Here is a 23,139-nt window from a genome sequence, read left to right as displayed (position 1 = left end):
ACCCCAACCCCTAAAATTCGCGGCTCCGCCGGAATAGCTCAGTTGGTAGAGCGGCGCATTCGTAATGCGTAGGTCGTAGGTTCGATTCCTATTTCCGGCACCAGTCGTGACAAGGCCCCGCTTCGGCGGGGCTTTGTTTTTCCGGGTCTCGCCCCCGGAGACGGCGGCCCGATACAGTAGCCGCTCGACGTCCCGACAGGTTTCCCGTGGCCAAGACCTCCGCCAAGTCCCGTACCGCCTACGTCTGCACCGAGTGCGGGGCTGACCACAGCAAATGGCAGGGCCAGTGCGCCGACTGCGGCGCCTGGAACTCCCTCAGCGAGATCGTGCTGGAGACCGCCACCGGCACCCCGGCCGCCGCCCGCCGCTCCGGCTGGGCCGGCAAGGCCGAGGCACCCAGGATCACCGCCCTGAAGGACGTGCGCCACAGCGAAGAGGCGCGGGTGACCACCGGCATCGGCGAGTTCGACCGCGTGCTGGGCGGCGGCCTGGTGGAGGGGGCCGTGGTGCTGGTGGGCGGCGACCCCGGCATCGGCAAGTCCACCCTGCTGCTGCAGGCCCTGGCCCGGATGTCGGCCAGTCTGCCGGCCCTGTACGTTACCGGCGAGGAATCGCTGGCCCAGGTCGCCGGCCGCGCCGTGCGCCTGGACCTGCCGCTGGACAACCTGCAGGCCTTGGCCGAGACCGGCATCGAGACCATCCTGCAGCATGCCTCGGTGGCGCGGCCGAAGCTGATCGTCGCCGACTCCGTGCAGACCCTCTGGACCGAATCGCTGACCGCCGCGCCCGGCTCCGTCAGCCAGGTGCGCGAAAGCGCGGCGCGGCTGGTGCGCTACGCCAAGGAGACCGGCACGGCCGTGTTCCTGGTGGGTCACGTGACCAAGGAAGGCGGTATCGCCGGCCCGCGCGTGCTCGAGCACATGGTCGATGCCGTGCTGTATTTCGAAGGCGAGAGCGGCAGCCGCTTCCGCGTGTTGCGTGCGTTCAAGAACCGCTTCGGCGCGGTCAACGAACTGGGCGTGTTCGCGATGGGCGAGAAGGGCCTGAAGGAAGTGCCCAACCCGTCGGCGATCTTCCTGTCCGGCAGCGCCCAGCAGCCCGGCAGCTGCGTGATGGTCACCCGCGAAGGCACGCGTCCGCTGCTGGTGGAAGTGCAGGCGCTGGTGGACAGCTCGCCGCTGTCGAATCCCCGCCGCGTGGCGGTAGGCCTGGAACAGAATCGCCTGGCCATGCTGCTGGCCGTGCTGCACCGGCACGGCGGCGTGGTGGTGGGCGACCAGGACGTGTTCGTCAATGTGGTAGGCGGCATCCGCGTGCAGGAAACCGCGGCCGACCTGCCGGTGCTGCTGGCGGTGCTGTCCTCGCTGCGCGATCGCCCGCTGGCCGAGAAGACCGTGGCCTTCGGCGAAGTGGGCCTGTCGGGCGAGATCCGCCCCGTGCCCAACGGCGAGGAACGCCTGCGCGAAGCCGCCACGCATGGTTTCAAGCGCGCCATCGTGCCCAAGGGCAATGCGCCGAAGTCGGGCAGCTTCAAGGGGCTGGAGGTGGTGGCGGTGGAGCGGCTGTCGCAGGCGCTGGAAGCGGCGGCGGAGTAGGGCTCACGCGGCTTTTGTAGGAGCGACGTGAGTCGCGACCGCGAGATCGATTTGTCCTTGGAAAGTCGGTGCACGCGTCAGCCGTGCGGTCGCGACTGACGTCGCTCCTACAAGGAGCAGGTCGCGACGAGCATCAGAGGCGCATGCCCAGCCAGATCATCGCCTCGGTCGACGCGCGCACGACCGGTGTCAGCATCGGCGGCCAGAAGGCGCCTGCCTGCATTGCGTCGCGGCCGCGATCGTGGTGCTCCTGTTCTTCCGCGATGATGTGCGACACGGTGTCTAAAGCGTCCGGGTCGGCGGTCTCCAGCTGCCGCCGTTGTTCCAGCAGGTGCTGCAACACCACGCTTTCAACGGCGTACGTGGTCGCCGCGATGGCTGACGCGCCCAGCAGGCCGGTCACCAGCCCCAGCGTCCAGCCTCCCACCCCGCACAACACATAGCTGTGGCAGCGGCGGACACCTCGCGCCTGGAGCTGGCCCCAGAACAGCGCGCGGTGGCCAAGCTCGTGCTCCAGGAAGTGCCGGAGTACCGGCGTCATGTGCGGTGCCGTCCAGCGTGCCACCAGGATCTGCGCGCGATAGATGTTGACGGCGCCGTGCTCGCCCGCGTGATCGACCTTCAGGATCCGATCGCCCAGGCGCGTACTCAACCCCGCCTCAGCACCATCTCGTACACGAACTTGCTGCCGAAGAACGCCAGCAGCAGCAGCGCCATCGCGGTCAGGGTCCAGTGCACCGCCTTGGCGCCGCGCCAGCCGTAGCGCCAGCGGCCCATCAGCAGGCCGCCGAAGACCAGCCACGACAGCACGCTGAGCACGGTCTTGTGGGTGAGCTTCTGGACCAGGAAGTTCTCGACGAACAGCACGCCGGTCAGCAGCGTGGCGGGCAGCAGGATGAAGCCCACCGTGATCGTGCGGAACAGCAGGTCTTCCAACTCCGTCAACGGGGGCAGGGCGCGCAGCCAGAGGTGGAATTCGCGCCGGCGCAAGGCGCGTTCCTGCGCCCACAGCATCACCGCCAGCAGTGCGGCGATGGCCAGCGCAGCGTAGGCCAGGAGCGCCAGCCAGGCATGCAGCTGCAGCCGCCAGTCCAGCCCGCTTGAGGCCTGGTGGCCATACAGGTGGTAGGAGGCCAGCAGCGCGGCCGCGAGCGGGAAGGCCACTACTCCCAGCGCCGCCATCCGGCCCTGGATGGCCACCAGCAGCGTCATCGCCGCCATGCCCAGCGACACCAGTGAAAGGGCCGCGAAGAAGTGCATGTCCGGGCCCCCCGGCGTGCGCCAGGCCACCAGCAGGTGGTAGGCCGCGTGCAACGTCACGGCGCCCAGTGCTGGCCACAGCCAGGGGCGTGAGGGCTCGCCTGAATCGCCGGCGACGGACCGGACCAGCAGGCCGGCGGCGAGCAGGTAAAGGACAACCGCGATGAGAATGACTGTCATCAGGGAAGTGTCGCACAGCAGACGGCACCGGCGCAGGCGCAGGCGGACCTCATGACGCAGGGCGGCCGGGCCGGGGCCGCTATAATCGCCGTCCGTTTTCCCTTGGCCTGCCTGCTTCCATGTTCGAATCCCTGACCCAGCGCCTCTCCGGCACCATCGAGCGCCTGCGCGGCCGTGGCCGCCTGAGCGAGGAGAACATCCGCGAGGCCACCCGCGAGGTCCGCATCGCCCTGCTGGAGGCCGACGTGGCCCTGCCGGTGGTGCAGGCACTGATCGAGCGCATCAAGGTGCGCGCCGTCGGCCAGGAAGTGCTGAAGTCGCTCACCCCGGGCCAGGCGCTGATCAAGGTGGTCCGCGACGAGCTGACCGCGGTTATGGGCTCGCAGGCCAGTGACCTGAACCTCAGCGTGCCCGCGCCCGCCGTCATCCTGATGGCCGGCCTGCAGGGGGCCGGCAAGACCACCACCGTCGGCAAGCTCGCCAAGCACCTGCGCGAGAAGCGCAAGAAGAAGGTGATGGTCGTCAGCGCCGACGTCTATCGCCCGGCCGCGATCGAGCAGCTGAAGACGCTCGCCCAGCAGGTGGACGTGCTGTTCTTCCCGTCCGACGCCGGGCAGAAGCCGGAGGACATCGTCCGCGCCGCCATCGACGATGCGCGCAAGTCCTTCGTCGACGTTCTGCTGGTCGATACCGCCGGCCGCCTGGCGATCGACGAGGCCATGATGGCCGAGATCAAGGCGCTGCACGCGGCGGTCAAGCCGGTGGAGACGCTGTTCGTGGTCGACGCGATGACCGGTCAGGACGCTGCCAACACCGCCAAGGCGTTCAGCGAGGCGCTGCCGCTGACCGGTGTGGTGCTGACCAAGACCGACGGCGATGCGCGCGGCGGCGCGGCGCTCTCGGTGCGCTACATCACCGGCAAGCCGATCAAGTTCATCGGTGTTGGCGAGAAGCCCGACGGGCTGGACGTGTTCCACCCCGAGCGCGTGGCCAACCGCATCCTCGACATGGGCGACGTGCTGTCGCTGGTGGAGCAGGTCGAGCAGAACGTCGACCGCGAGAAGGCCGAGAAGCTGGCGGCCAAGGTCATCAAGGGCAAGAAGTTCGACCTCAACGACATGCGCGACCAGTTGGAGCAGATGCAGAACATGGGCGGCATCGGCGGCCTGATGGACAAGCTGCCGGGCATGGGCCAGATCCCCGAGCACGTGAAGCAGCAGGTGCAGCAGGGCAAGGAAGTGCCGCGCATGATCGCCATCATCAATTCGATGACGAAGAAGGAGCGTCGCAATCCGGCGCTGCTGAACGGTTCGCGCCGCGCCCGCATCGCCAAGGGCGCGGGCCTGACCCCGGCCGACGTCAACAAGCTGATGAAGCAGTACCAGCAGATGGAAAAGATGATGGGCAAGCTGGCCGGCGGCGGCATGAAGGGCCTGATGCGCAACATGAAGGGCATGATGGGCGGCCGCGGCGGCATGCCGTTCCGCTGAGATGTTGCCTCCTGTAGGAGCGACGTGAGTCGCGACCGCGCGCCAACAGGTTTCAGGGCGATTCCGTTTCCACGGTCGCGACTCACGTCGCTCCTACAACGAGATCAGGAGTCGCCCGCATGACCTCCGCCTTCCTCAACGGCAAACCGGCAACCGCCGAGAATTTGCGCGCGCTGGCACTGGCCAACTACGGCCACTTCACCTCGATGCAGGTGCGCAATGGCGCCGTGCAGGGGCGCGAGTTGCACGTCAAACGACTGGAAGATGCGACGCAGGCGCTGTTCGGCACCTCGCTCGATGGCGCGTCGGCACTGCAGCAGGCGGCGCATGCGCTGGCGTCGGCCGGCCTGCGTGATGCGTCTGTGCGCGTCACCGTGTTCTCCACGCAGTTCGACTACCGCGACCCGGCGCGTGCCGTGGCGCCGGATGTCCTGATCACGCTGTCGCCGCCCTCCGCGGCGGGGAAGCCGGCGCTGCGGGTGAAGACGTACCCGTTCGTGCGCCCGCTGCCGCAGTTCACGCACGTGGGCACGTTTCCGCGGTTCCACTATCGACGGCAGGCGTTGGCGGACGGGTTCGACGACGCGCTGTTCGTCGATACGACCGGGCAGGTGGTGGAGGGTTCGATCTGGAATCTGGGCCTGTGGGACGGCGACGCCGTCACCTGGCCAGAGGGGCCGGCCCTGCGGGGAACGGCCGAACGCTTGCTGCAGACTGCCTTGACCCGGGCCGGCGTGCCCCAGCGGTCGACGCCGGTCCTTCGGCATGATCTGGGGCGGTTCCGGGCTGCTTTTGCCTGCAACGCCAGTGGGGTACAGCCGGTGGTGGGCATCGATGACGTCGCATGGGGCGTTGATACGGCCCTGATGGCGCGGCTGGTGGGGGTGTTTGAGGCGGTGTCGTGGGAGCCGCTGGCCTGACCACGGGGACGGGAGAGCCCGGGTGGGGTTTCCTGAGCGGTTCAATGGCTTAGAATAGCGGGCTTACCTCGCCATTCTGGCGACTGGGCAACACTGGAAAACACCATGGTCAAGATCCGTCTCACCCGCGGCGGCGCGAAGAAGCGCCCCTTCTACCACATCATCGTCACCGACTCGCGCAGCGCGCGTGACGGCCGCAACATCGAGCGCGTGGGTTACTACAACCCGGTCGCCGCCGGCAACGAAAAGCGCGTCGAGCTCGACACCGCGCGCGTCGACCATTGGGTCGGCAACGGCGCGCAGCTGACCGAAAAGGTCCGCAACCTGTACAAGGAAGTCGCCAAGTCCGCTCCGGCGGCCTGAGCGACCCGGCCGCGCACGCCGCGCGGCCTTCCGTCCGCATGAACACCGAGCGCCCACCGACTCCGCACAAGATGATTCTGCTGGGAAGGCTACTGGGCGCTTTTGGTGTGCGCGGCCAGATCAAGATCGAATCCTGGACCGAGCCGCGCGAGGCCATCTTCCGCTACCAGCCGTGGACGCTGCGCGATGCCGCCGGCGTCGAGCGCGAGCTCAGTGGCGCGCGTGGCAAGGCGTCCGGCAAGCACCTGGTGGCGACGTTGCCGGGGGTGGAGGATCGCGACCAGGTAGAAGCGATGCGCGGGCAGGAGATCTTCGTCCCGCGCTCCGCGTTGCCGCCGCCGAGCGCCGGTGAGTTCTACTGGGTCGATCTGGAAGGCCTGCGCGTGGTCAATGTGGACGGCACCGACTTCGGCACCGTCTCGCACCTGTTCTCGACCGGTGCCAACGAAGTGCTGGTGGCGCGTGGCGACCGCGAGCGCCTGATCCCGTTCGTCGATCCCGACTACATCCGCTCGGTGGATTTCGAGGCGGGGGTGGTCACCGTGGACTGGGATCCGGAGTTCTAGTCACGTCGCCAGCGACCGCCATGGCGGTTACCCTGCGTCCTCATCGAGTTGTAGCCGATCGCCATGCGCATCGACGTCATGACCCTGTTCCCCGAGTTCATCGCCCAGGCCGCAGCCGTGGGCGTGGTGGGACGTGCGCAGGAGCGCGGACTGCTGTCGCTGCATGGCTGGAATCCGCGCGATTACGCCACCGGCGGCTACCGCCGGGTGGACGACCGGCCGTTCGGTGGCGGCCCGGGCATGGTGATGCTGCTCGAGCCCCTGCGGGCTTGTCTTGAAGCGGTCCGGGCGGCGGATCCGGTTCCGGCGCCGGTGATCTACATGAGCCCGCAGGGCGCGCCGCTCACCCAGAAGAAAGCGCGCGAACTGGCGGCGCTGCCGAGGATGATCCTGTTGTGCGGCCGCTACGAGGGCGTGGACGAGCGCTTCCTTGAGGCCGAAGTCGACGAGGAATTGTCGATCGGGGACTACGTCCTGTCCGGCGGCGAACTGGCGGCGGCCGTGGTCATCGACGCGGTCGGGCGCCTGCAGGAAGGTGCTCTGAACGATGCGGAGTCGGCCATCCAGGACAGTTTCGAGGGAGACGGCCTACTGGACTGCCCGCACTACACCCAGCCTTCGAGCCATCCGCTGGGCGACGTGCCGGCCGTCCTGCGCTCCGGCGACCACGCGGCCATCGCGCGCTGGCGCCGCCAGCAGGCGCTGGGCCGGACCTGGCTCCGTCGCCCGGACCTGCTGGACGAGGCCGGCCTGTCCAAGGCCGACCGGATCCTGCTGGACGCCTTCCGGGCCGATCTGGCGGGCCGGGACGGGGCAGGGTAGCCAGCCGCGCCGGGAATCCGGTAGAATGCGCGACCCTTGGGCGGTTCACGTCCCCGGATCCCATAAGAATATCGTGCAGCGCAATCCGGCGACTGCATCAGTTTCCGCTGTCGCAAGACACGATCACGCATACAAGCATTGGTGCCAACATGAGCAAGCTCCTCCAGGAATTCGAAGCCTCCCAGATCACGCGCGAGCTGCCCGCGTTCGGCCCCGGTGACACGGTCGTCGTCAACGTGAAGGTCAAGGAAGGCAACCGCGAGCGCGTGAGGCGTACGAAGGCGTCGTCATCGCCAAGAAGAACGCCGGCCTGAACTCCGCTTTCACCGTGCGCAAGATCTCGCACGGCTACGGCGTCGAGCGCGTGTTCCAGACCCACAGCGCCTCGATCGACTCGGTCGAAGTGAAGCGCCGCGGCAAGGTCCGCGCCGGCAAGCTGTACTACCTGCGCGACCTGGAAGGCAAGGCTGCCCGCATCAAGGAAGACCTGGCCGCCAACGCCGCCGCCAAGGCCGCGCGCCAGGCCGCTGCCGCTGCTGCCGAGTAAACGCGCGCCCCTTACCGGATGCGCAACGAAGCCCCGGCCTGTGCCGGGGCTTTTTGTTTAATGTCGCCCTCCTGCACGATGAGTCCTGATGCACGCGGATGAGGCGGTGCGCGATTGCGATCTGCATGATGGCTGCCCTGGCATGGCCGGCTGTTCTGGTCGCCGGCCAGGGGCGTCAGGACGACGTTCGCCTGGATGCGCCTTCTCCGCTCGCGGGCGCGCGTGAGATCGCGCGCCGCACGCAGACGCCCACCACCTTCGATCGCATGCAGCGGTATGTGTCCGGCTCAGGGCGCCAACTGGCCGAGCAGACGGTGGATATCGCGCAGGCCCGCTTCGACGTCTTCGTCCCGCGGAAACCGCCGCCCCCACGCGGCTATGCGCTGCTCGTCTGGATTCCACCCCAGGACGCGTACCGTGCGCCCATGGACTGGATGCCGACCCTCGAAGCGCACGGCATGATCTATGTGTCGCCCCGCGAAGCGGGAAACGAAGCGATCGTGTTCGATCGCCGCATGCCGTTGGCGCTGCATGCGGCGCACGGCATCGCCGCGCGGTATCCGGTGGACCCCGAGCGCGTGTTCGTCGGCGGGTTCTCGGGAGGTTCTCGGACGGCGTTGAGGGTCGCGCTGGCCTATCCCGACGTGTTCCGTGGTGCGCTTCTGAATGCGGGGAGCGACGCCATCGGGAGCACGCGTTTGACCGCGCCGCCCGCCGATCTGATGCGACTGTTCCAGACGACGGTGCGCCTGGCCTACGTTACCGGCGCGCACGACCTGCCCAATCGTCGTGCGGACGCGGCCAGTCAGCGCTCCATGCAGGAATTCTGCGTGCAACAGGTGCATCGCCACTCGATGGGATTGCGCGGCCACGCCACGCCGGACAGGCGGGCCTTCCAGAAGGTGCTGGCATGGTTGGATGCGCCCTTGCCGCCGTCCGACCACGCCGCCCTGGAAACATGCAGGAAAAGGCTGAGCGAGCGTGTTCACGCCGACCTGGCGCAGGTGCGGGGGCTGCTCGCGGCGGCGATCTGGTGGCGGCCGGCATGGCACTGGGCGACGCGGACCAGCGTTGGGGCGGGCTGGCGGCACCGGAGAGCGTCGAACTGGCGCGCAGGATCGCCACAGGACTGGCGGAGACCCGGTAGGGTAGGCATCAAGCTGATGCGTGAGGACGTGATGAATTTGGGATCGGATGAGCAGGGCATGGCGACCCTGAGGCTGGACATCTGGCTCTGGGTCGCCCGCTTCTACAAGACCCGCAGCCTGGCCAAGCAGGCCATCGTGACCGGCAAGGTCGACGTGGGCGGACAACGGGCCAAGTCCTCGCGCGCCGTGCGCGTGGGCGATGTCCTGGCGATCACGCGCGGTGACGACACCTACGAGATCGAAGTGCGCGGGCTCAGCGATCAGCGTGGGCCTGCCCCCGCAGCGCAGGCGCTGTATGTCGAATCCGAAGCTTCGCGTGCGCGGCGCGAAGCGGCCCTGGCGCAGCGGCGGGCCGAGCGCGCCGGCTACCAGGCGCCACAGTCCAGACCCGACAAGCGTGCGCGGCGCCTGATCCGCGCGCTGGGCGACATCGACGCGATGTAAAAAGAAGAGCGCCGAGGCGCCCTTCGTCTTGCATGATGCGGGCCGCTCAGCGTCCGCCGCCGAACATGCCGCTGCCTATCTTGAGGATGTCCCCCAGGCCCAGCTGGCCGTCGCCGTCCTGGTCGAGCACCGCACCGAGCAGTCCGCCGCCCAGGCCGCCCTGCTGCTGCACCTGGCGCTGCTCCTGGCCCAGTACTTCGGCCAGTCCCAGCGGGTTGTTCTGCGCGCCGCCCTGGCTCATGCGCTGGGCGATGAAGGCCAGCACGATGGGCGCCAGGATCTTCAGCAACTGGCCCGCGCGCTCACCCCCCAGGCCGGTGGCCTGGCCCAGGCCCAGTTCGGCCCGGTTCTGCTGGCCGCCGAAGATGTGGCCGAGGATGCCGGCGCCATTGGCCTGCGGCGACGAAGCGCCGCCCAGCACCGCGCCCAGCACGCTGCCAAGGTCGAGACCGGCGTGGTTGCGCTGCAGGGCGCCGAACAGGGCTTCCGCGCCTTGCGGCTGCGCCGTGTTGCGACCCAGCGCGCCCAATAGCAGCGGAAGCGCGGCACTTACCGCGCTGGAGGCCTGCATCTGCCCGATGCCGAGTTGTTGGGAGACCTGCTGCAGCGGGGCGCCCTGCAACTGGGCGAAGAGATCTTCGGCGAGGGATGCGTTGCTCATCGTAAGGTCGTCCTCCTGGACGGGGATGGAGAGTCGCGGATGATGCTAGCGCCAATCTGACCGGCCACCGACTCACAATTCCTGTGGACCGACCGGCGGACACGACAACGCCGCATGCCGGATCCGGCCATGCGGCGTTGCGAAGGCCTGCGGTGGAAGATCAGTGCAGGTCGAAACGGTCCAGTTCCATCACCTTCGTCCAGGCCGCTACGAAGTCCTTCACGAACTTTTCCCTGCCATCCGCGCTGGCATAGACCTCGGCCAGTGCGCGCAGCACCGAGTTCGAGCCGAACACCAGGTCGACCCGGCTCCCGGTCCACTTGTTCGCCCCCGTCTTGCGGTCATGTCCCGCGTAGCGGTTGTCGCCGGTGGCCTTCCACTCCGTGCCCATGTCGAGCCGGTTGACGAAGAAGTCGTTGCTCAGCGTGCCTGGCCTGTCGGTGAGCACGCCCGTGTCGCTGCCGTCCGCATTGGCGCCCAGTACGCGCAGGCCGCCGACCAGCACCGTCATTTCCGGTGCCGTGAGGGTCAGCAATTGCGCCTTGTCGACCAGCAGGTGTTCGGCGGGCACGACCGAGCGTCCCTTGAGGTAATTGCGGAACCCATCGGCGAAGGGCTCCAGCACGGCGAACGACGCGACATCGGTCTGGTCCTGGCGTGCATCGGTGCGGCCGGGACGGAACGGCACCGTGACGTCGACGCCGCCCGCCTTCGCTGCCTGCTCCACGCCCACACCGCCTGCCAGCACGATGAGATCTGCCAGCGACACTTTCTTGCCGCCGCTGGCCTCCAGGTTGAATTCCATCTGGATGTGTTCGAGTGCCTTCAGCACCTTCGCCAGCTGATCGGGTCGGTTGACCGCCCAGTCCTTCTGCGGCGCCAGGCGGATACGCGCGCCGTTCGCACCGCCGCGCTTGTCGCCGCCGCGGAACGTCGACGCCGACGCCCACGCCGTGGCGACCAGCTCGGACACGGACAGTCCCGAGGCCGCCACCTTGCCCTTCAACGTATCGATGTCGGCCGCATCGATGGGTGCGTAGTCGGCATTGGGCAGCGGGTCCTGCCAGATCAGTTCTTCCTTGGGCACTTCCGGACCCAGGTAGCGCGCGCGCGGGCCCATGTCGCGATGGGTCAGCTTGAACCACGCCCGCGCGAACGCATCGGCGAACGCCTGCGGATTCTCCAGAAAGCGCTTGGAGATCGGCCCGTAGATCGGATCGAAGCGCAGCGACAGGTCGGTGGTCAGCATCTTGGGGCGCTGCTTGCGGGTGGGGTCGTGCGCGAGCGGCACGTCCTCCGGCGCGTTCTTGGCGACCCATTGGTGGGCGCCGGCAGGCGACTTCTCCAGCTCCCATTCGAACCCGAACAGGTTCTCGAAGAACTTGTTGCTCCACAGCGTGGGCGTCTGCGTCCAGGTGACCTCGATGCCCGAGGTGATGGTGTCGCCGCCCTTGCCGCTGCCGAACCTGTTGTGCCAGCCCAGGCCCTGCTGTTCCAGTTCGCCCGCTTCCGGTTCGGCCCCCACGTTGTCGGCGGGGCCGGCACCATGCGTCTTGCCGAAGGTATGGCCTCCGGCGATGAGGGCGACGGTTTCCTCGTCGTCCATCGCCATGCGGGCGAAGGTGTCGCGGATGTCCTTCGCCGCGAGCAGGGGATCGGGATTGCCGTCGGGGCCTTCCGGGTTCACATAGATCAGGCCCATCTGCACGGCCGCCAGCGGGTTCTCCAGCCGGCGCGATTGCACGTTGCCGTCCGCCGTGTCGTCCGAGACGAGCACACCTTCGTCGTCGGGCTTCTCCACGCCCTCGGAGCCGTGCGCATAGCGGATGTCGCCGCCCAGCCACGTGGTCTCGCGGCCCCAGTACACGTCCTGGTCCGGTTCCCAGGTGTCCTCACGCCCACCGCCGAAGCCGAAAGTGCGGAAGCCCATCGTTTCCAGCGCGACGTTGCCGGTCAGGATCATCAGGTCGGCCCACGAGATGGCCTGCCCGTACTTCTGCTTGATCGGCCACAGCAGGCGGCGCGCCTTGTCCAGGCTGACGTTGTCGGGCCAGCTGTTGAGCGGCGCGAAGCGCTGCTGTCCGCGGCCGCCGCCGCCGCGCCCGTCGCCGATGCGGTAGGTGCCTGCGCTATGCCAGGCCATGCGGACGAAAAGGCCGCCGTAGTGGCCGAAATCGGCCGGCCACCAGTCCTGCGAATCGGTCATCAGGTCGCGCAGGTCCTTCTTCAGCGCGTGGTAGTCGACCTTCTTGAACGCCTCGGCATAGTCGAAGCCGGGGTCGAGCGGGTTGGAGCGCGACGAGTGCTGGTTCAGCAGGTCCAGGCGCAACTGGTTGGGCCACCAGTCGCGATTGCCGGTACCGCCACCCGCAGTCGGATGGAACGGGCACTTGGATTCAGTGGTCATGGCGGGGCTTCCTAGGGCAGTGGGGTGTTTCAGGAGGGGGCGGGAATGCGTCGGTGCAGAAAGGAAAAAGCGACGCGCGATGCGACGTGCGCTTCGTTGCGAGCGGGGGAGGAGGGTGCAGGGAGGACGGCAGGGCGGGTGTGCACACGGCTGACGTCCTCGAGGGCGTGGGCGGATGGCGACCAGACTAGGCAGTGCAGACGATCAAGGAAAATCGTTTTTTGCGAAGAGTCCGATAGCGGCATTCAATGGTGCGTTGCGCCATCTGTCGGCATCCCCCCGGCACGCGCCCACGATACTCCGCAGGCGTTACGCGGGTGTTGTAGGCGCGTGCGCGGTCGTGCCCCGCTGCGATGGTCGGGCGGGCGTGGGAGGAATGCGCAGGCATCCCGCGCCTACAGGATCAGAGCAGCGCCTTGAGACGGTACAGCGCTTCGAGCGCCTGTTTGGGCGAGAGTTCGTCGGGATCGATCGCCGCCAGCGCTTCCTGTGCGGCCGAGGGCGCCGCGGCGAACAGGCCGAACTGTTGCGGCGCATCGAGCGCCTGCGGCGCCATGTCCGATGCATGGGTTTCCCGGCCACGCTGTTCCAGCTCGGCCAGCCGACGGCGTGCCTGCTGCAGCGTGGTCCTGGGCAGGCCGGCCCGCGCGGCCACCTGCAGGCCGAAGCTCCGGTCCGCCGCCCCCTCCTTCACCGCATGCATGAAGACCAGCGTATCGCCGTGCTCCACAGCGTCCAGATGCACGTTGGCGATGCCGCTGCCGGGTTCTCCTGCGAGCGCCGTCAATTCGAAATAATGGGTGGCGAACAGCGTGTAGCAGCGGTTGGTGCCGGCCAGGTGGCGCGCCACCGCGTCCGCCAGCGCCAGGCCATCGTAGGTCGAGGTGCCGCGGCCGATCTCGTCCATCAGCACCAGCGACTGTGCAGTGGCGTGATGCAGGATGTAGCTGGTCTCCGCCATCTCCACCATGAAGGTGGACTGGCCGCGCGCCAGGTCGTCGCCGGCGCCGATGCGGGTGAGGATACGGTCGATAGGCCCGATCACCGCACGCGATGCCGGGACGAAACTGCCGATGTGGGCCAGCAGCACGATCAGCGCGTTCTGCCGCATGTAGGTCGACTTGCCGCCCATGTTCGGGCCGGTGATCACCAGCATGCGCCTGCCTTCGTCCAGCACCAGATCGTTGGGCTCGAACGGTTCCTTGCGCACCGCCTCGACCACCGGGTGCCGTCCGCGCTCGATGCGCAGGCCGGGCGCTTCGCCCAGTTCCGGTTGCGCCCAGTCCAGTTCCTGTGCACGTTCGGAGAAGGCGGCGAGCACGTCCAGTTCGCTCAGCGCGGCAGCGCAGCGCTTGAGCGGCTCAAGGCGCGCATTGAGCGTATCCAGCAGTGCGTCGTACAGCAGCTTCTCGCGGGACAGCGAACGCTCGCGTGCCGACAGCACCTTGTCCTCGAACTGCTTGAGCTCCTCTGTGATGTAGCGCTCGGCGCCGGTCAGTGTCTGCCGGCGCGTGTAGTGCACCGGCGCCTTGTCGGCCTGGCCCTTGCTGATCTCGATGTAATAGCCATGCACGCGGTTGTAGCCCACCTTGAGCGTGGCGATGCCGCTGCTCGCGCGTTCGCGGGCCTCCAGGTCGACCAGGAACTGGTCCGCGTTGGTGCTCAGCCGGCGCAGCTCGTCGAGTTCGGCATCGTAGCCGTCGGCCAGCACGCCGCCGTCGCTGAGCTTCAAGGGCGGTTGTGCGGCGATGGCAGCGATGAGCAGCGCCGCGGTGTCCGCGTGCTCGCCTAGCTCCGCCGCCAGCGCCCGAAGGCGCGGCGAATCCAGCGGTGCCAGATGCCCCTGCACCTCCGGCAGCAGCGCCAGGCCATCGCGCAGCGTGGACAGGTCGCGCGGGCGCGCCGAGCGCAGCGCCACGCGGGTGAGGATGCGTTCCAGGTCGCCCAGCCCGCGGAAGCCGGTGCGCAGATCGCGCGCGGTGTGTTCCATCAACGTGGCGACGGCATGGTGGCGCTCGCCCAGCAGGCGGCGGTCGCGCAGTGGCCGGTGCAGCCAACGCCGCAACAGACGCCCGCCCATCGGCGTGACGGTGGTGTCCAGCACGCCCAGCAAGGTGTGCCGCGTGTCGCCATCGACGCGGGTATCCAGTTCCAGGTGGCGGCGCGTGGCGGCGTTCATCGCGATCGCGTCGCTGGCCGACTCCACCGCGATCGCGGTGAGGTGCGGCAGTCGCTGCTTCTGGGTCTCTTCCACATAACCCAGCAGGGCGCCCGCGGCGGCCGTGGCCAATGCCTTGTCGTCGATGCCGAACCCCGTGAGGTCATGCACGCCGAAGAATCCCAGCAGCTGGCGGCGCCCGCTGTCGGGGTCGAACAGCCACGGCGCACGCCGGCGCGTTCCCGTGCGCTGCTGCAGGAATGCCGGCCAGCCTTCCTCATCCGGCAGCAGCAGTTCGGCCGGCTCAAGCCGCGCGAGTTCGGCCTCCAGCGCGTCGTCGTTCTCGACCTCGTTGACCAGGAAGCGGCCACCGGCCAGGTCCGCCCAGGCCAACCCGTAACCCGAGCGCCCGCGCGCGACCGCCATGAGCAGCGTGTCGCGGCGTTCGTTGAGCAGGGCCTCGTCGGTCACCGTGCCCGGCGTCACCACGCGCACCACCTTGCGTTCCACCAGGCCCTTGGCCAGGGCGGGGTCGCCGATCTGTTCGCAGATCGCCACCGACTCGCCCAGCGCCACAAGTCGGGCCAGGTAGCCCTCGCAGGCATGCACCGGCACCCCGGCCATCGGGATTGGCGCGCCCCCGGAACTGCCGCGCTGGGTCAGCGTGATGTCGAGCAACCGCGCGGCCTTGCGTGCGTCGTCGTAGAACAGTTCGTAGAAGTCCCCCATCCGGAAGAACAGCAGCAGGTCCGGGTACTCCGCCTTGGCGGCGAAGAACTGCTTCATCAGGGGCGTGTGTTCCGACTTGTCTTTGCTCACGAGGCCAGTGGGGATGAGGGGGCAAAAGGGCGTTGATTGTAGCCGCTGGCCGCGCCGCGCCCCGATGTCGACGTGCGCCCGTGCCTGCCTGCCATGACGCGGGAGGGAGGCGTTGCGGCGCGCGCGAAGCTGGTGGGCGTAACCGGAGTTCCGCACGATCGTTCGTAAAATCAGTGGCTTATCCATGCCAAAGTGATGGCCTGCGTATCGACGCAGTGCAGAATGCCGCGCTGTGAAGCCGGTGTTAATTTCGCGTTGACGCAAGGGGAGTTGCGTTCGCTTTCGGCGGTAATGCCGCCCGTACCACTACGGATTTTCTTGCACGACATCGCCAGAACATGGCCCTTGGGAGGGGACAACATGGTCACTGCATCGCACAGGCGCAAAGCGCTTTCGCTCGCCGTCTTCACAGCGCTCTGCGCAACCTCGCACGCATACGCGCAGCAGGCGGCTGCGCCGGCCGAAGAAGAGGAACCCACCACGCTGGCCACCATGACGGTGACCGCGCAGAAGCGTGAGGAGGCCATGCAGGATGTGCCGATCGCGGTCACTGCGATCTCCGAACAACTCCTGCAGGACACCGGCGTGCGCGACATCAAGGACCTGCAGGTCCTGGTGCCCGGCATGACCGTGACCAGCACGCAGAGCGAGGCCATCACCACCGCGCGCATCCGCGGCATCGGCACCGTCGGGGACAACGTGGGTCTGGAGTCTTCGGTCGGCGTGGTGATCGATGGTGTGTACCGGCCACGCAACAGCGTCGGCTTCGGCGACCTGGGCCAGCTCGAACGCATTGAAGTGCTGAAGGGCCCGCAGGGCACGGTGTTCGGCAAGAACACCTCCGCCGGCGTCATCAACGTGGTGACCCGTCGCCCCAGCTACACGCAGAGCGCCGAAGGCGAGGTCACCGTGGGCAATCATGGCGCCCTGGGCGCGTCCGGCAGTTACAACGACGCGCTGGGCGAGGTGGGCGCGTTCAACCTGTATGCCGCCAAGCGCAAGCGCGACGGCTGGATGGACGTGCGCACCGGCAATGGTCCGCGCAAGGAAACCGACGACTACGACCAGAATTTCCACACGGTGCGCGGCAAGCTGCTGCTGGAGCCCAGCGACAACCTGGACATCCTGGTGGCCGGCGACTTCACCAGCCGGGAAGAGAACTGCTGCACCGCGGTGGAGACCACGGTGGGCGCCACCGCCGCCATCCTCAATGCGCTCGTTGGCGGTCAGGCCGTCGCCGCGCCGGGCGACGATCCGTTCGACCGCGTCGCCTACAGCAACCGGCCGACCACGCAGGACATCAAGGACAGCGGCGTGTCGGTGGAGGTCAACTGGGATTCGCCGTGGTTCGGCGACGCCACGCTGACCTCCATCACCGCCCAGCGCAAGTGGGAGGCCATCAATGGCCTGGACTACGACTTCAGCACGGCGGACATCCTGTACCGCAATGCGGACGAGGACGAGTCCTTCACCGGCTTCGACACCTTCAGCCAGGAGTTCCGCCTGACCGGGGCCACCGAACGCGTGGACTGGATGGTGGGTGCGTTCTATTCGGATGAGGATCTGGACCGCACCGAGACCTACCGCGTGGGCGCGCACTACGAGCCGTATCTGTCGGTGGCGCTGCTGTCCATCATCAATCCTGCCCTGGGCCAGTCGCCGACCGCGCCGCTGTTCCTGTCGCAGGCCAGCGGACGTCCGTTCGGCACGGTCTTCGCCGGTCTCGGCGCGCTGGACACCTACAAGCAGAACGCCAAGAGCACCGCGCTGTTCACCAACAACACCTGGCACGCCACCGACGCCCTGGATATCACCGTGGGCCTGCGCTACACCCGGGAAAAGAAGAGCCTGGTCTCCAACTACAGCAACCCCAACGGTGGCGCCGGCTGCGGTGCGATGCTGGCCAATCCCGCGCAGGTCGTCGCGGCCCTGGTGGCTCGTGGCTTGACCGTGGCGCAGGCGTCGGCGGCGGCGCCCACGGTGGTCGGCTACGGCTGCCTGCCCTGGGCCAACCCGCTGCACAACGCACCCACGCGCGACACGGTGCAGCAGCGCGAAGAGAAGGAATGGTCGGGCACGCTGAAGGCGGCCTATCGCTGGAACGACAACGTGATGACCTACGGTTCGTTCGCCCGCGGCTACAAGGGCGGCGGTTTCAACCTGGATCGCGTGCAGTCGTCGAACGGACTGAGCAGCGGCAGTGCGAACGGCATCCAGCCGGTCCTCGACACCTCGTTCGGCGGCGAGTTCGTGGACAGCTACGAGCTGGGCGCCAAGACCACCTGGCTGGACGGCAACCTGCTGCTGAACGCCACCCTGTTCCACCAGAAGTACGAGGACTTCCAGCTCAACAGCTTCCTGGGCACCAGCTTCGTGGTGCGCTCGATTCCGGAAGTCACCTCGCAGGGCCTGGATGCCGAACTGATGTGGCAGCCGAAGTCGATCCGCGGTCTGATGCTGCAGAGCGGCCTGATGTATGCCGACACGAAGTACGGCGACAATATCCCGGGTTGCGATTTCGTCGGGCCGGGACAGACCTCCGCCGCATGCCCCTCGGTCGGAGCGTTGTACAAGCTGCAGGGTGCGCAGATGAGCTTCGCGCCGAAGTGGTCCGGATCGGCGGCGATCACCTACGAGTGGGACATCGGCAACCTGATGGCGCGTTTCAACATCGGCGCCAAGTACGTGTCCAAGTACAACACCGGCTCCGACCTCGACCCGGAAAAGATGCAGGACGCGTACACCGTGGCGAACGCGCGCTTCGGCATCGGTGCGCAGGACCAGCGGTGGATGCTGGAGTTCTGGGGCACCAACATCACCGATGAGGACTACGTGCAGGTCGGCTTCGACGGCCCGCTGCAGAACGTCTCGCCGGCCCCGAACAACCCGTTCAACACGTTCAACGCCTTCCTGGGTGCACCCCGGATGTACGGTGTGACGCTGCGCGTCCGCTACTGATCCCCTTCGCACGATGTGGCGAGCGGCCCGCCTTCCCCGGCGGGCCGTTTTCTTTTGTGGCCCGGCAGGGCGACAGCGCCCGGCAAATCGGCTACAACACGCACGCCCCCCTTGTCGGAACCCAGAGATGTCCGTACCCACCGATGAAGCCTTGCGCGTGCTGGCCCACCATGTCGGCGAGCGCCTGCGGCAGGGCCGCGACCATCTGGTCACGGCGGAAAGCTGTACCGGTGGCTGGATCGCCAAGTGCGTGACCGATATCGCCGGCTCCTCCGACTGGTTCGACTGCGGGATGGCGGCCTACAGCTATGAGGCCAAGCAAGCGTTGCTGGGCGTGCGGCCGCAGACCCTGGAGGTCCACGGCGCGGTCAGCCGCGAGACCGTCATCGAGATGGTGTCCGGCGCCCTGGTCAACTCCGGTGCCAGCGTCGCCGTGGCGGTGACCGGCATCGCCGGGCCCGGCGGCGGCAGTCCCGACAAGCCGGTGGGCACGGTGTGGATCGGCTGGAAGCGGCGTGGCGGCTACGCGCGCGCGGAGCTGTTCCAGTTCGCCGGCGATCGCGAAGCGGTACGGCGGCAGACGGTGGAAGCCGCACTGAAAGGGCTGGAGTCGCTGTGAGCGGCGCGCCACGGCGGGGAGCGGACGCATGATGTGGGAGACGCTGGGCACCGTGCGCGATCTGGGTCGGCTGCAGGACATCGCCTCCGTCCTGATCCGGTGGGGCTTCGGCGACGTGGTCAAGCGCATGGGCATGGCCGGGGTGCTGGAGAAGGCCGGCCGGCTGCTGCACTGGCAGGCGGTGGAGGAAGGGCGCCTGCGCATGGACGTGCCGACGCGTCTGCGTTGCACCCTGCAGGATCTGGGGCCGACGTTCGTCAAGCTCGGCCAGGTGCTTGCCACCCGCGTGGACCTGCTTCCGCCAGCCTGGATCGACGAGCTCGGCAAGCTGCAGAACGCCGTGCCCGCGCTGCCCTGGGACACGGTGCTTCCCCAACTGCGCGAGGATCTGGGAGCCGAACCCGAAGCGGTATTCGCGCGCGTCGAACATAAGCCGCTGGCGGCCGCCTCACTGGCGCAGGCCCATCGCGCCTGGCTGGCCGATGGCAGCGCCGTCGTCCTGAAGATCCGCCGCCCCGGCATCCGCGACACGGTCGAAGCCGACCTGCGGCTGCTGAAGCACTTGGCGGTGATCGTCGAGAAGAACCTGCCGGAACTGCGCCGCTACCATCCGCAGCGCATCGTCCAGCAGTTCAGCGCGTCGCTGCGCCGCGAACTCGACTTCGCCGCCGAGTGCCGCAATGCCGAGCGGATCGCGCACAACTTCGCTGGCCGCGACGATATCGTCATCCCGCGGGTGTACTGGCAATGGACCTGCGAGCGGCTCAACGTGCAGGAGTGCCTGGAGGGCGTGCCCGGGCGCGACCTCGCCGCTGTCGATGCGATGGGGCTGGACCGTGTGCGGCTGGCGCGCACGGGCGCGGGCCTGGTGCTGAAGATGGTGCTTGAGGACGGCTTCTTCCATGCCGACCCGCACCCGGGCAACATTTTCTACATGCCGGATGGCGCGATCGGCGTGATCGATTTCGGCATGGTGGGACGGGTCACCGAGCAGCGGCGGTTCCAGATCGTGCGCCTGCTGCATGGGCTGGTGGTCCACGACTCGGCCGCCGTCGCCGAGGTGCTGGCGGACTGGACCGAGGAAAACAACGATATCGATGAAGTGCGGTTGCAGGAATCGGCCGACGTCTTCGTCGATCAGTACCGCGGGGTCCCGCTCAAGGACCTGCGCATGGGAGCGATGCTCGGCGACGTCACGGCGATGCTGCGCGAGCACGGCCTCAGCCTGCCGGCCGACCTGGCGCTGATGATCAAGGCATTCCTCACCCTGGAGGGCATGGGGCGGCAGCTGGATCCGGATTTCGACATGGCCAGCGAGGCGCGACCCTACCTGGAGCGCGCGATGCTGGAGCGCTTCGCCCCGGATGTACTGGTCCGGCGCGGGCGCCGCACGCTCTCCGGCCTGGTCGACCTGCTGCGCGACATGCCGCGCGACGTCCACCGCCTGCTGCAGTCGGCCCGGCGCGGCAAGCTGCAGATGCACATCGAGGTCGATACGCTCAGGGCCTTCGGGGAACAGGTGGACCGCGCCGCCAACCGGTTGACGATGGGCATCATCACGGCGTCGCTGGTGATCGGTTCCTCGATCGTAATGAACAGCGTGGGCGGTGGGGTCTCCAACCGCTGGCTGATGTCCCTGGGGGTGCTGGGCTTCGTCGGGGCCGCGCTCTGCGGGGTCTGGATCCTGTTCTCCATCTGGCGCAGCGGGCGGCGCTAGCTGCGACCCTTGCCAGGGCGGGGCGTTAGTAGTATTACTACTAACCATGGACCTGACCGATACCCAGCTCGCCATCCTTGCCCGGATCGCCGAACGGCTGGAGGCCGAGGGCATGCCGCCTTCGCAGGCCGAAATCGCCAAGGCCTTCGGTTTCAAGGGCGTGCGGGCTGCCCAGTACCACCTCGAGGCGCTGGAACAGGCGGGCGCCATCGAACGCGTGCCCGGCCGCGCCCGCGGCATCCGCCTGCTCAAGGCCCCACCTTCGCCCCAGCCGGATCTGGCATTCCCGGCCGCGAACGAGGAGGGCCTGCGTGTGCCCGTGCTGGGACAGGTGGCGGCCGGCGCGCCGATCGGTGCGGATGCCGATCACCACGATTACGTGCTGCTGGATCGGGCCTTCTTCGCCCCGGCGCCGGATTACCTGTTGAAGGTGAGGGGCGATTCGATGCGCGACGAAGGCATCTTCGACGGCGACCTGATCGGCGTGCACCGTACCCGCGATGCCCGCTCCGGCCAGATCGTGGTGGCGCGCATCGACGACGCCATCACGGTGAAGCTGCTGAAGATCGGCAAGGACCGCATCCGGCTGCTGCCGCGCAACCCCGACTATGCGCCCATCGAGGTCGCGCCGGACCAGGATTTCGCCATCGAAGGCCTGTACTGCGGCCTGGTGAGGCCCAACCGGTGAATCCGCGCAGGGCCGCTTCCGATGCTGCCATGCGGGGTTTTCCGACACGGCCGCACGGCCTGGACCGGTCCCGCAGCGCCGCGCCGCATTTTATTTTCTCCCATGCCCGCTCCGTCGCAGCCTGTGCGATGGGCGCTCCCCACACTCACCTCACCGCATACGACCACATTGACTAGGACCACGACGATGGACGAGAACAAGAAGCGCGCCCTTTCCGCCGCCCTGACCCAGATCGAGCGCCAGTTCGGCAAGGGCTCGGTGATGCGCATGGGCGATCGGGTCATCGAACCCGTGGAAATCATCCCCACCGGCTCGCTGATGCTGGATATCGCCCTGGGCATCGGCGGCCTGCCGCGCGGCCGGGTTGTGGAAATCTATGGTCCGGAATCCTCGGGCAAGACCACGCTGACCCTGCAGGCCATCGCCCAGTGCCAGAAGCAGGGCGGCACCGCGGCCTTCATCGATGCCGAGCACGCACTCGACCCGATCTACGCCGCCAAGCTGGGCGTGAACGTGGATGACCTGCTGCTGTCCCAGCCGGACACCGGCGAGCAGGCGCTCGAAATCGCCGACATGCTGGTGCGTTCCGGTTCCATCGACATCGTGGTCATCGACTCCGTGGCGGCGCTGACGCCGAAGGCGGAAATCGAGGGCGAGATGGGCGACCAGCTGCCGGGCTTGCAGGCGCGCCTGATGAGCCAGGCCCTGCGCAAGCTCACCGGCAACATCAAGCGCTCCAATACCACCGTCATCTTCATCAACCAGTTGCGCATGAAGATCGGCGTGATGATGCCCGGCCAGAGCCCCGAAACCACCACCGGCGGCAACGCATTGAAGTTCTACGCTTCGGTCCGCCTGGACATCCGCCGCATCGGTGCCATCAAGAAGGGCGACGAGATCATCGGCAACCAGACCAAGATCAAGGTGGTCAAGAACAAGCTGGCGCCTCCGTTCAAGCAGGTGGTAACGGAGATCCTGTACGGCGAGGGCATCAGCCGCGAAGGCGAGCTGATCGACATGGGTGTGGAGGCCAAGCTGGTGGAGAAGGCTGGCGCCTGGTACAGCTATGGCAGCGAGCGCATCGGCCAGGGCAAGGACAACTCCCGCACGTTCCTGCGCGAGAACCCGGCCATTGCGGCGAAGCTGGAGGCCGAGCTGCGCGAGAAGTTCCAGCCGGCCGAAGCCCCGCGTGGCGAAGGCGCGGAAGACGACGCCGAGTAAGGGCGGGCGTGAGCGGGAACGGGAAGGGCGCGCGCGATGGCGGATGAGGACGCACGCAACGTCCGCCGTCGCAAGCCGGCCGAGCAGACGCCGCTGCAGCGTGCCCTCGGCCTGTTGACCCGGCGGGAGCATTCCCGCCGGGAACTGTCCCGGAAATTGACGTCCCGCGGTGTGGAAGCGGCCGATGTGCGATCGGCCGTGGACCGGCTGGAGGCGGAGGGCTGGCAGAGCGACACGCGCTTTGCCGAGGCGCTCGTCCGCAGCCGGGCCTCGGGTGGTTATGGTCCGCTGAGGATCAGGGCCGAGCTGTCCACCCACGGGCTGGACCGTGAGGCGATCACGGCGGCCATGGCCACCTTCGATGGCGACTGGAGCGAAACGGCGTGCGACCTCGTCCGCCGGCGTTTCGGTCCAGCCCGCCAGATCGACCCGGCTCAACGGCGCAAGATCGCGGATTTCCTGATCCGGCGGGGTTTCGATGCCGAAGCCGTGCGCGCTGCCAGCCGGCTGGAGCTGGAGGACTCGGGCGGGGCAGCCTGATAATCTAGGGCATTGG

General features: G+C 67.9%; 19 protein-coding genes, 1 tRNA gene and 1 pseudogene. 15 read left to right on the top strand and 6 right to left on the bottom strand.

Features of this window, described 5'->3' with window-relative positions; all coding sequences use genetic code 11:
- Positions 1 to 27 precede the first annotated feature (27 nt).
- Together CSC76_RS12330 and radA are read left to right on the top strand one after the other, a co-directional pair.
- Positions 28 to 103, top strand: a tRNA-Thr gene (locus CSC76_RS12330).
- Positions 104 to 206: 103 nt separating this feature from the next.
- Entirely contained in the window at positions 207 to 1,595 is a 1,389-nt protein-coding gene (gene radA / locus CSC76_RS12325; RefSeq protein WP_162110306.1) for a DNA repair protein RadA, read from the top strand.
- Positions 1,596 to 1,728: 133 nt separating this feature from the next.
- Here the strand turns inward: radA and CSC76_RS12320 are convergent, their stop codons facing one another.
- Both CSC76_RS12320 and CSC76_RS12315 read right to left on the bottom strand, forming a co-directional pair.
- Positions 1,729 to 2,247 carry a demethoxyubiquinone hydroxylase family protein gene (locus CSC76_RS12320; protein WP_202923526.1) on the bottom strand — a complete coding sequence of 173 codons (519 nt, stop codon included), beginning with the start codon at positions 2,245 to 2,247 and terminating at the stop codon, positions 1,729 to 1,731.
- Entirely contained in the window at positions 2,244 to 3,035 is a 792-nt protein-coding gene (locus CSC76_RS12315; protein ID WP_162110305.1) for a cytochrome C assembly family protein, read from the bottom strand. Before CSC76_RS12315 ends, CSC76_RS12320 begins: the two co-directional genes overlap by 4 nt.
- 119 nt (positions 3,036 to 3,154) lie before the next feature.
- On the opposite strand from CSC76_RS12315, the gene ffh reads away from it, so the two are divergent.
- The 7 genes and pseudogenes from ffh (at position 3,155) to CSC76_RS19075 (ending at position 9,335) form a co-directional block, all read left to right on the top strand.
- Positions 3,155 to 4,525, top strand: a complete 1,371-nt coding sequence (ffh, locus tag CSC76_RS12310; RefSeq protein ID WP_162110304.1) for a signal recognition particle protein — start codon at positions 3,155 to 3,157, stop codon at positions 4,523 to 4,525.
- A 119-nt stretch (positions 4,526 to 4,644) separates the two neighbouring features.
- Entirely contained in the window at positions 4,645 to 5,445 is an 801-nt protein-coding gene (locus CSC76_RS12305; RefSeq protein ID WP_162110303.1) for an aminotransferase class IV family protein, read from the top strand.
- 105 nt (positions 5,446 to 5,550) lie between these two features.
- Positions 5,551 to 5,808, top strand: a complete 258-nt coding sequence (gene rpsP / locus CSC76_RS12300) for a 30S ribosomal protein S16 (protein ID WP_162110302.1) — start codon at positions 5,551 to 5,553, stop codon at positions 5,806 to 5,808.
- Positions 5,809 to 5,846: 38 nt separating this feature from the next.
- Positions 5,847 to 6,374: a ribosome maturation factor RimM gene (gene rimM / locus CSC76_RS12295; RefSeq protein WP_162110301.1), complete on the top strand. Its 528-nt coding sequence runs from the start codon at positions 5,847 to 5,849 to the stop codon at positions 6,372 to 6,374.
- Between the two features lie 63 nt (positions 6,375 to 6,437).
- Positions 6,438 to 7,196 (top strand): tRNA (guanosine(37)-N1)-methyltransferase TrmD, encoded by a 759-nt coding sequence (trmD, locus tag CSC76_RS12290; RefSeq protein WP_162110300.1) that lies wholly within the window; start codon positions 6,438 to 6,440, stop codon positions 7,194 to 7,196.
- A gap of 149 nt (positions 7,197 to 7,345) precedes the next feature.
- Positions 7,346 to 7,743, top strand: a pseudogene (gene rplS, locus CSC76_RS12285) (50S ribosomal protein L19).
- A gap of 1,205 nt (positions 7,744 to 8,948) precedes the next feature.
- Positions 8,949 to 9,335: an RNA-binding S4 domain-containing protein gene (locus CSC76_RS19075; protein ID WP_238394962.1), complete on the top strand. Its 387-nt coding sequence runs from the start codon at positions 8,949 to 8,951 to the stop codon at positions 9,333 to 9,335.
- Positions 9,336 to 9,381: 46 nt separating this feature from the next.
- Here CSC76_RS19075 and CSC76_RS12275 read toward each other — a convergent pair whose 3' ends face one another.
- From CSC76_RS12275 to CSC76_RS19070, 4 genes are all read right to left on the bottom strand, one after another.
- Entirely contained in the window at positions 9,382 to 9,996 is a 615-nt protein-coding gene (locus CSC76_RS12275) for a DUF937 domain-containing protein (RefSeq protein WP_162110298.1), read from the bottom strand.
- A gap of 160 nt (positions 9,997 to 10,156) precedes the next feature.
- Positions 10,157 to 12,403: a catalase/peroxidase HPI gene (gene katG / locus CSC76_RS12270; RefSeq protein ID WP_162110297.1), complete on the bottom strand. Its 2,247-nt coding sequence runs from the start codon at positions 12,401 to 12,403 to the stop codon at positions 10,157 to 10,159.
- A gap of 403 nt (positions 12,404 to 12,806) precedes the next feature.
- The gene (gene mutS, locus CSC76_RS12265) at positions 12,807 to 15,347 is read right to left on the bottom strand and encodes a DNA mismatch repair protein MutS (RefSeq protein ID WP_162110296.1); all 2,541 of its coding nucleotides are present in this window, start codon (positions 15,345 to 15,347) and stop codon (positions 12,807 to 12,809) included.
- A 203-nt stretch (positions 15,348 to 15,550) separates the two neighbouring features.
- Entirely contained in the window at positions 15,551 to 15,931 is a 381-nt protein-coding gene (locus CSC76_RS19070; RefSeq protein ID WP_238394961.1) for a hypothetical protein, read from the bottom strand.
- Here CSC76_RS19070 and CSC76_RS12255 point away from each other — a divergent pair.
- The 6 genes from CSC76_RS12255 (at position 15,906) to recX (ending at position 23,123) form a co-directional block, all read left to right on the top strand.
- Positions 15,906 to 18,338, top strand: coding sequence for a TonB-dependent receptor (locus CSC76_RS12255; RefSeq protein ID WP_238394960.1), 2,433 nt, complete (start codon positions 15,906 to 15,908; stop codon positions 18,336 to 18,338). The two genes, CSC76_RS19070 and CSC76_RS12255, sit on opposite strands and share 26 nt — an antisense overlap.
- Before the next feature lie 127 nt (positions 18,339 to 18,465).
- Positions 18,466 to 18,957 carry a CinA family protein gene (locus CSC76_RS12250; protein ID WP_162110293.1) on the top strand — a complete coding sequence of 164 codons (492 nt, stop codon included), beginning with the start codon at positions 18,466 to 18,468 and terminating at the stop codon, positions 18,955 to 18,957.
- Positions 18,958 to 18,988: 31 nt separating this feature from the next.
- Entirely contained in the window at positions 18,989 to 20,674 is a 1,686-nt protein-coding gene (locus CSC76_RS12245; protein WP_162110307.1) for an ABC1 kinase family protein, read from the top strand.
- A 46-nt stretch (positions 20,675 to 20,720) separates the two neighbouring features.
- Entirely contained in the window at positions 20,721 to 21,362 is a 642-nt protein-coding gene (lexA, locus tag CSC76_RS12240) for a transcriptional repressor LexA (RefSeq protein WP_162110292.1), read from the top strand.
- A gap of 186 nt (positions 21,363 to 21,548) precedes the next feature.
- The gene (recA, locus tag CSC76_RS12235) at positions 21,549 to 22,583 is read left to right on the top strand and encodes a recombinase RecA (protein ID WP_162110291.1); all 1,035 of its coding nucleotides are present in this window, start codon (positions 21,549 to 21,551) and stop codon (positions 22,581 to 22,583) included.
- 36 nt (positions 22,584 to 22,619) lie between these two features.
- Positions 22,620 to 23,123: a recombination regulator RecX gene (gene recX / locus CSC76_RS12230; RefSeq protein WP_162110290.1), complete on the top strand. Its 504-nt coding sequence runs from the start codon at positions 22,620 to 22,622 to the stop codon at positions 23,121 to 23,123.
- Positions 23,124 to 23,139: the final 16 nt, after the last annotated feature.

Source organism: Pseudoxanthomonas mexicana, from assembly GCF_010093385.1.
Classification (GTDB): domain Bacteria; phylum Pseudomonadota; class Gammaproteobacteria; order Xanthomonadales; family Xanthomonadaceae; genus Pseudoxanthomonas_A; species Pseudoxanthomonas_A mexicana.
This window is presented reverse-complemented; position numbering and strand designations above follow the sequence as displayed.

Coding starts and splice junctions, on each gene's coding strand:
- CSC76_RS19075 (WP_238394962.1), top strand. CDS start 8,949: ATGGCGACCCTGAGGCTGGACATCTGGCTCTGGGTCGCCCGCTTCTAC.
- recX (WP_162110290.1), top strand. CDS start 22,620: ATGGCGGATGAGGACGCACGCAACGTCCGCCGTCGCAAGCCGGCCGAG.
- CSC76_RS12305 (WP_162110303.1), top strand. CDS start 4,645: ATGACCTCCGCCTTCCTCAACGGCAAACCGGCAACCGCCGAGAATTTG.
- rpsP (WP_162110302.1), top strand. CDS start 5,551: ATGGTCAAGATCCGTCTCACCCGCGGCGGCGCGAAGAAGCGCCCCTTC.
- rimM (WP_162110301.1), top strand. CDS start 5,847: ATGAACACCGAGCGCCCACCGACTCCGCACAAGATGATTCTGCTGGGA.
- trmD (WP_162110300.1), top strand. CDS start 6,438: ATGCGCATCGACGTCATGACCCTGTTCCCCGAGTTCATCGCCCAGGCC.
- CSC76_RS12275 (WP_162110298.1), bottom strand. CDS start 9,996: ATGAGCAACGCATCCCTCGCCGAAGATCTCTTCGCCCAGTTGCAGGGC.
- CSC76_RS12245 (WP_162110307.1), top strand. CDS start 18,989: ATGTGGGAGACGCTGGGCACCGTGCGCGATCTGGGTCGGCTGCAGGAC.
- lexA (WP_162110292.1), top strand. CDS start 20,721: ATGGACCTGACCGATACCCAGCTCGCCATCCTTGCCCGGATCGCCGAA.
- CSC76_RS12315 (WP_162110305.1), bottom strand. CDS start 3,035: ATGACAGTCATTCTCATCGCGGTTGTCCTTTACCTGCTCGCCGCCGGC.
- CSC76_RS12250 (WP_162110293.1), top strand. CDS start 18,466: ATGTCCGTACCCACCGATGAAGCCTTGCGCGTGCTGGCCCACCATGTC.
- ffh (WP_162110304.1), top strand. CDS start 3,155: ATGTTCGAATCCCTGACCCAGCGCCTCTCCGGCACCATCGAGCGCCTG.
- katG (WP_162110297.1), bottom strand. CDS start 12,403: ATGACCACTGAATCCAAGTGCCCGTTCCATCCGACTGCGGGTGGCGGT.
- recA (WP_162110291.1), top strand. CDS start 21,549: ATGGACGAGAACAAGAAGCGCGCCCTTTCCGCCGCCCTGACCCAGATC.
- mutS (WP_162110296.1), bottom strand. CDS start 15,347: ATGAAGCAGTTCTTCGCCGCCAAGGCGGAGTACCCGGACCTGCTGCTG.
- CSC76_RS12255 (WP_238394960.1), top strand. CDS start 15,906: ATGCAGGATGTGCCGATCGCGGTCACTGCGATCTCCGAACAACTCCTG.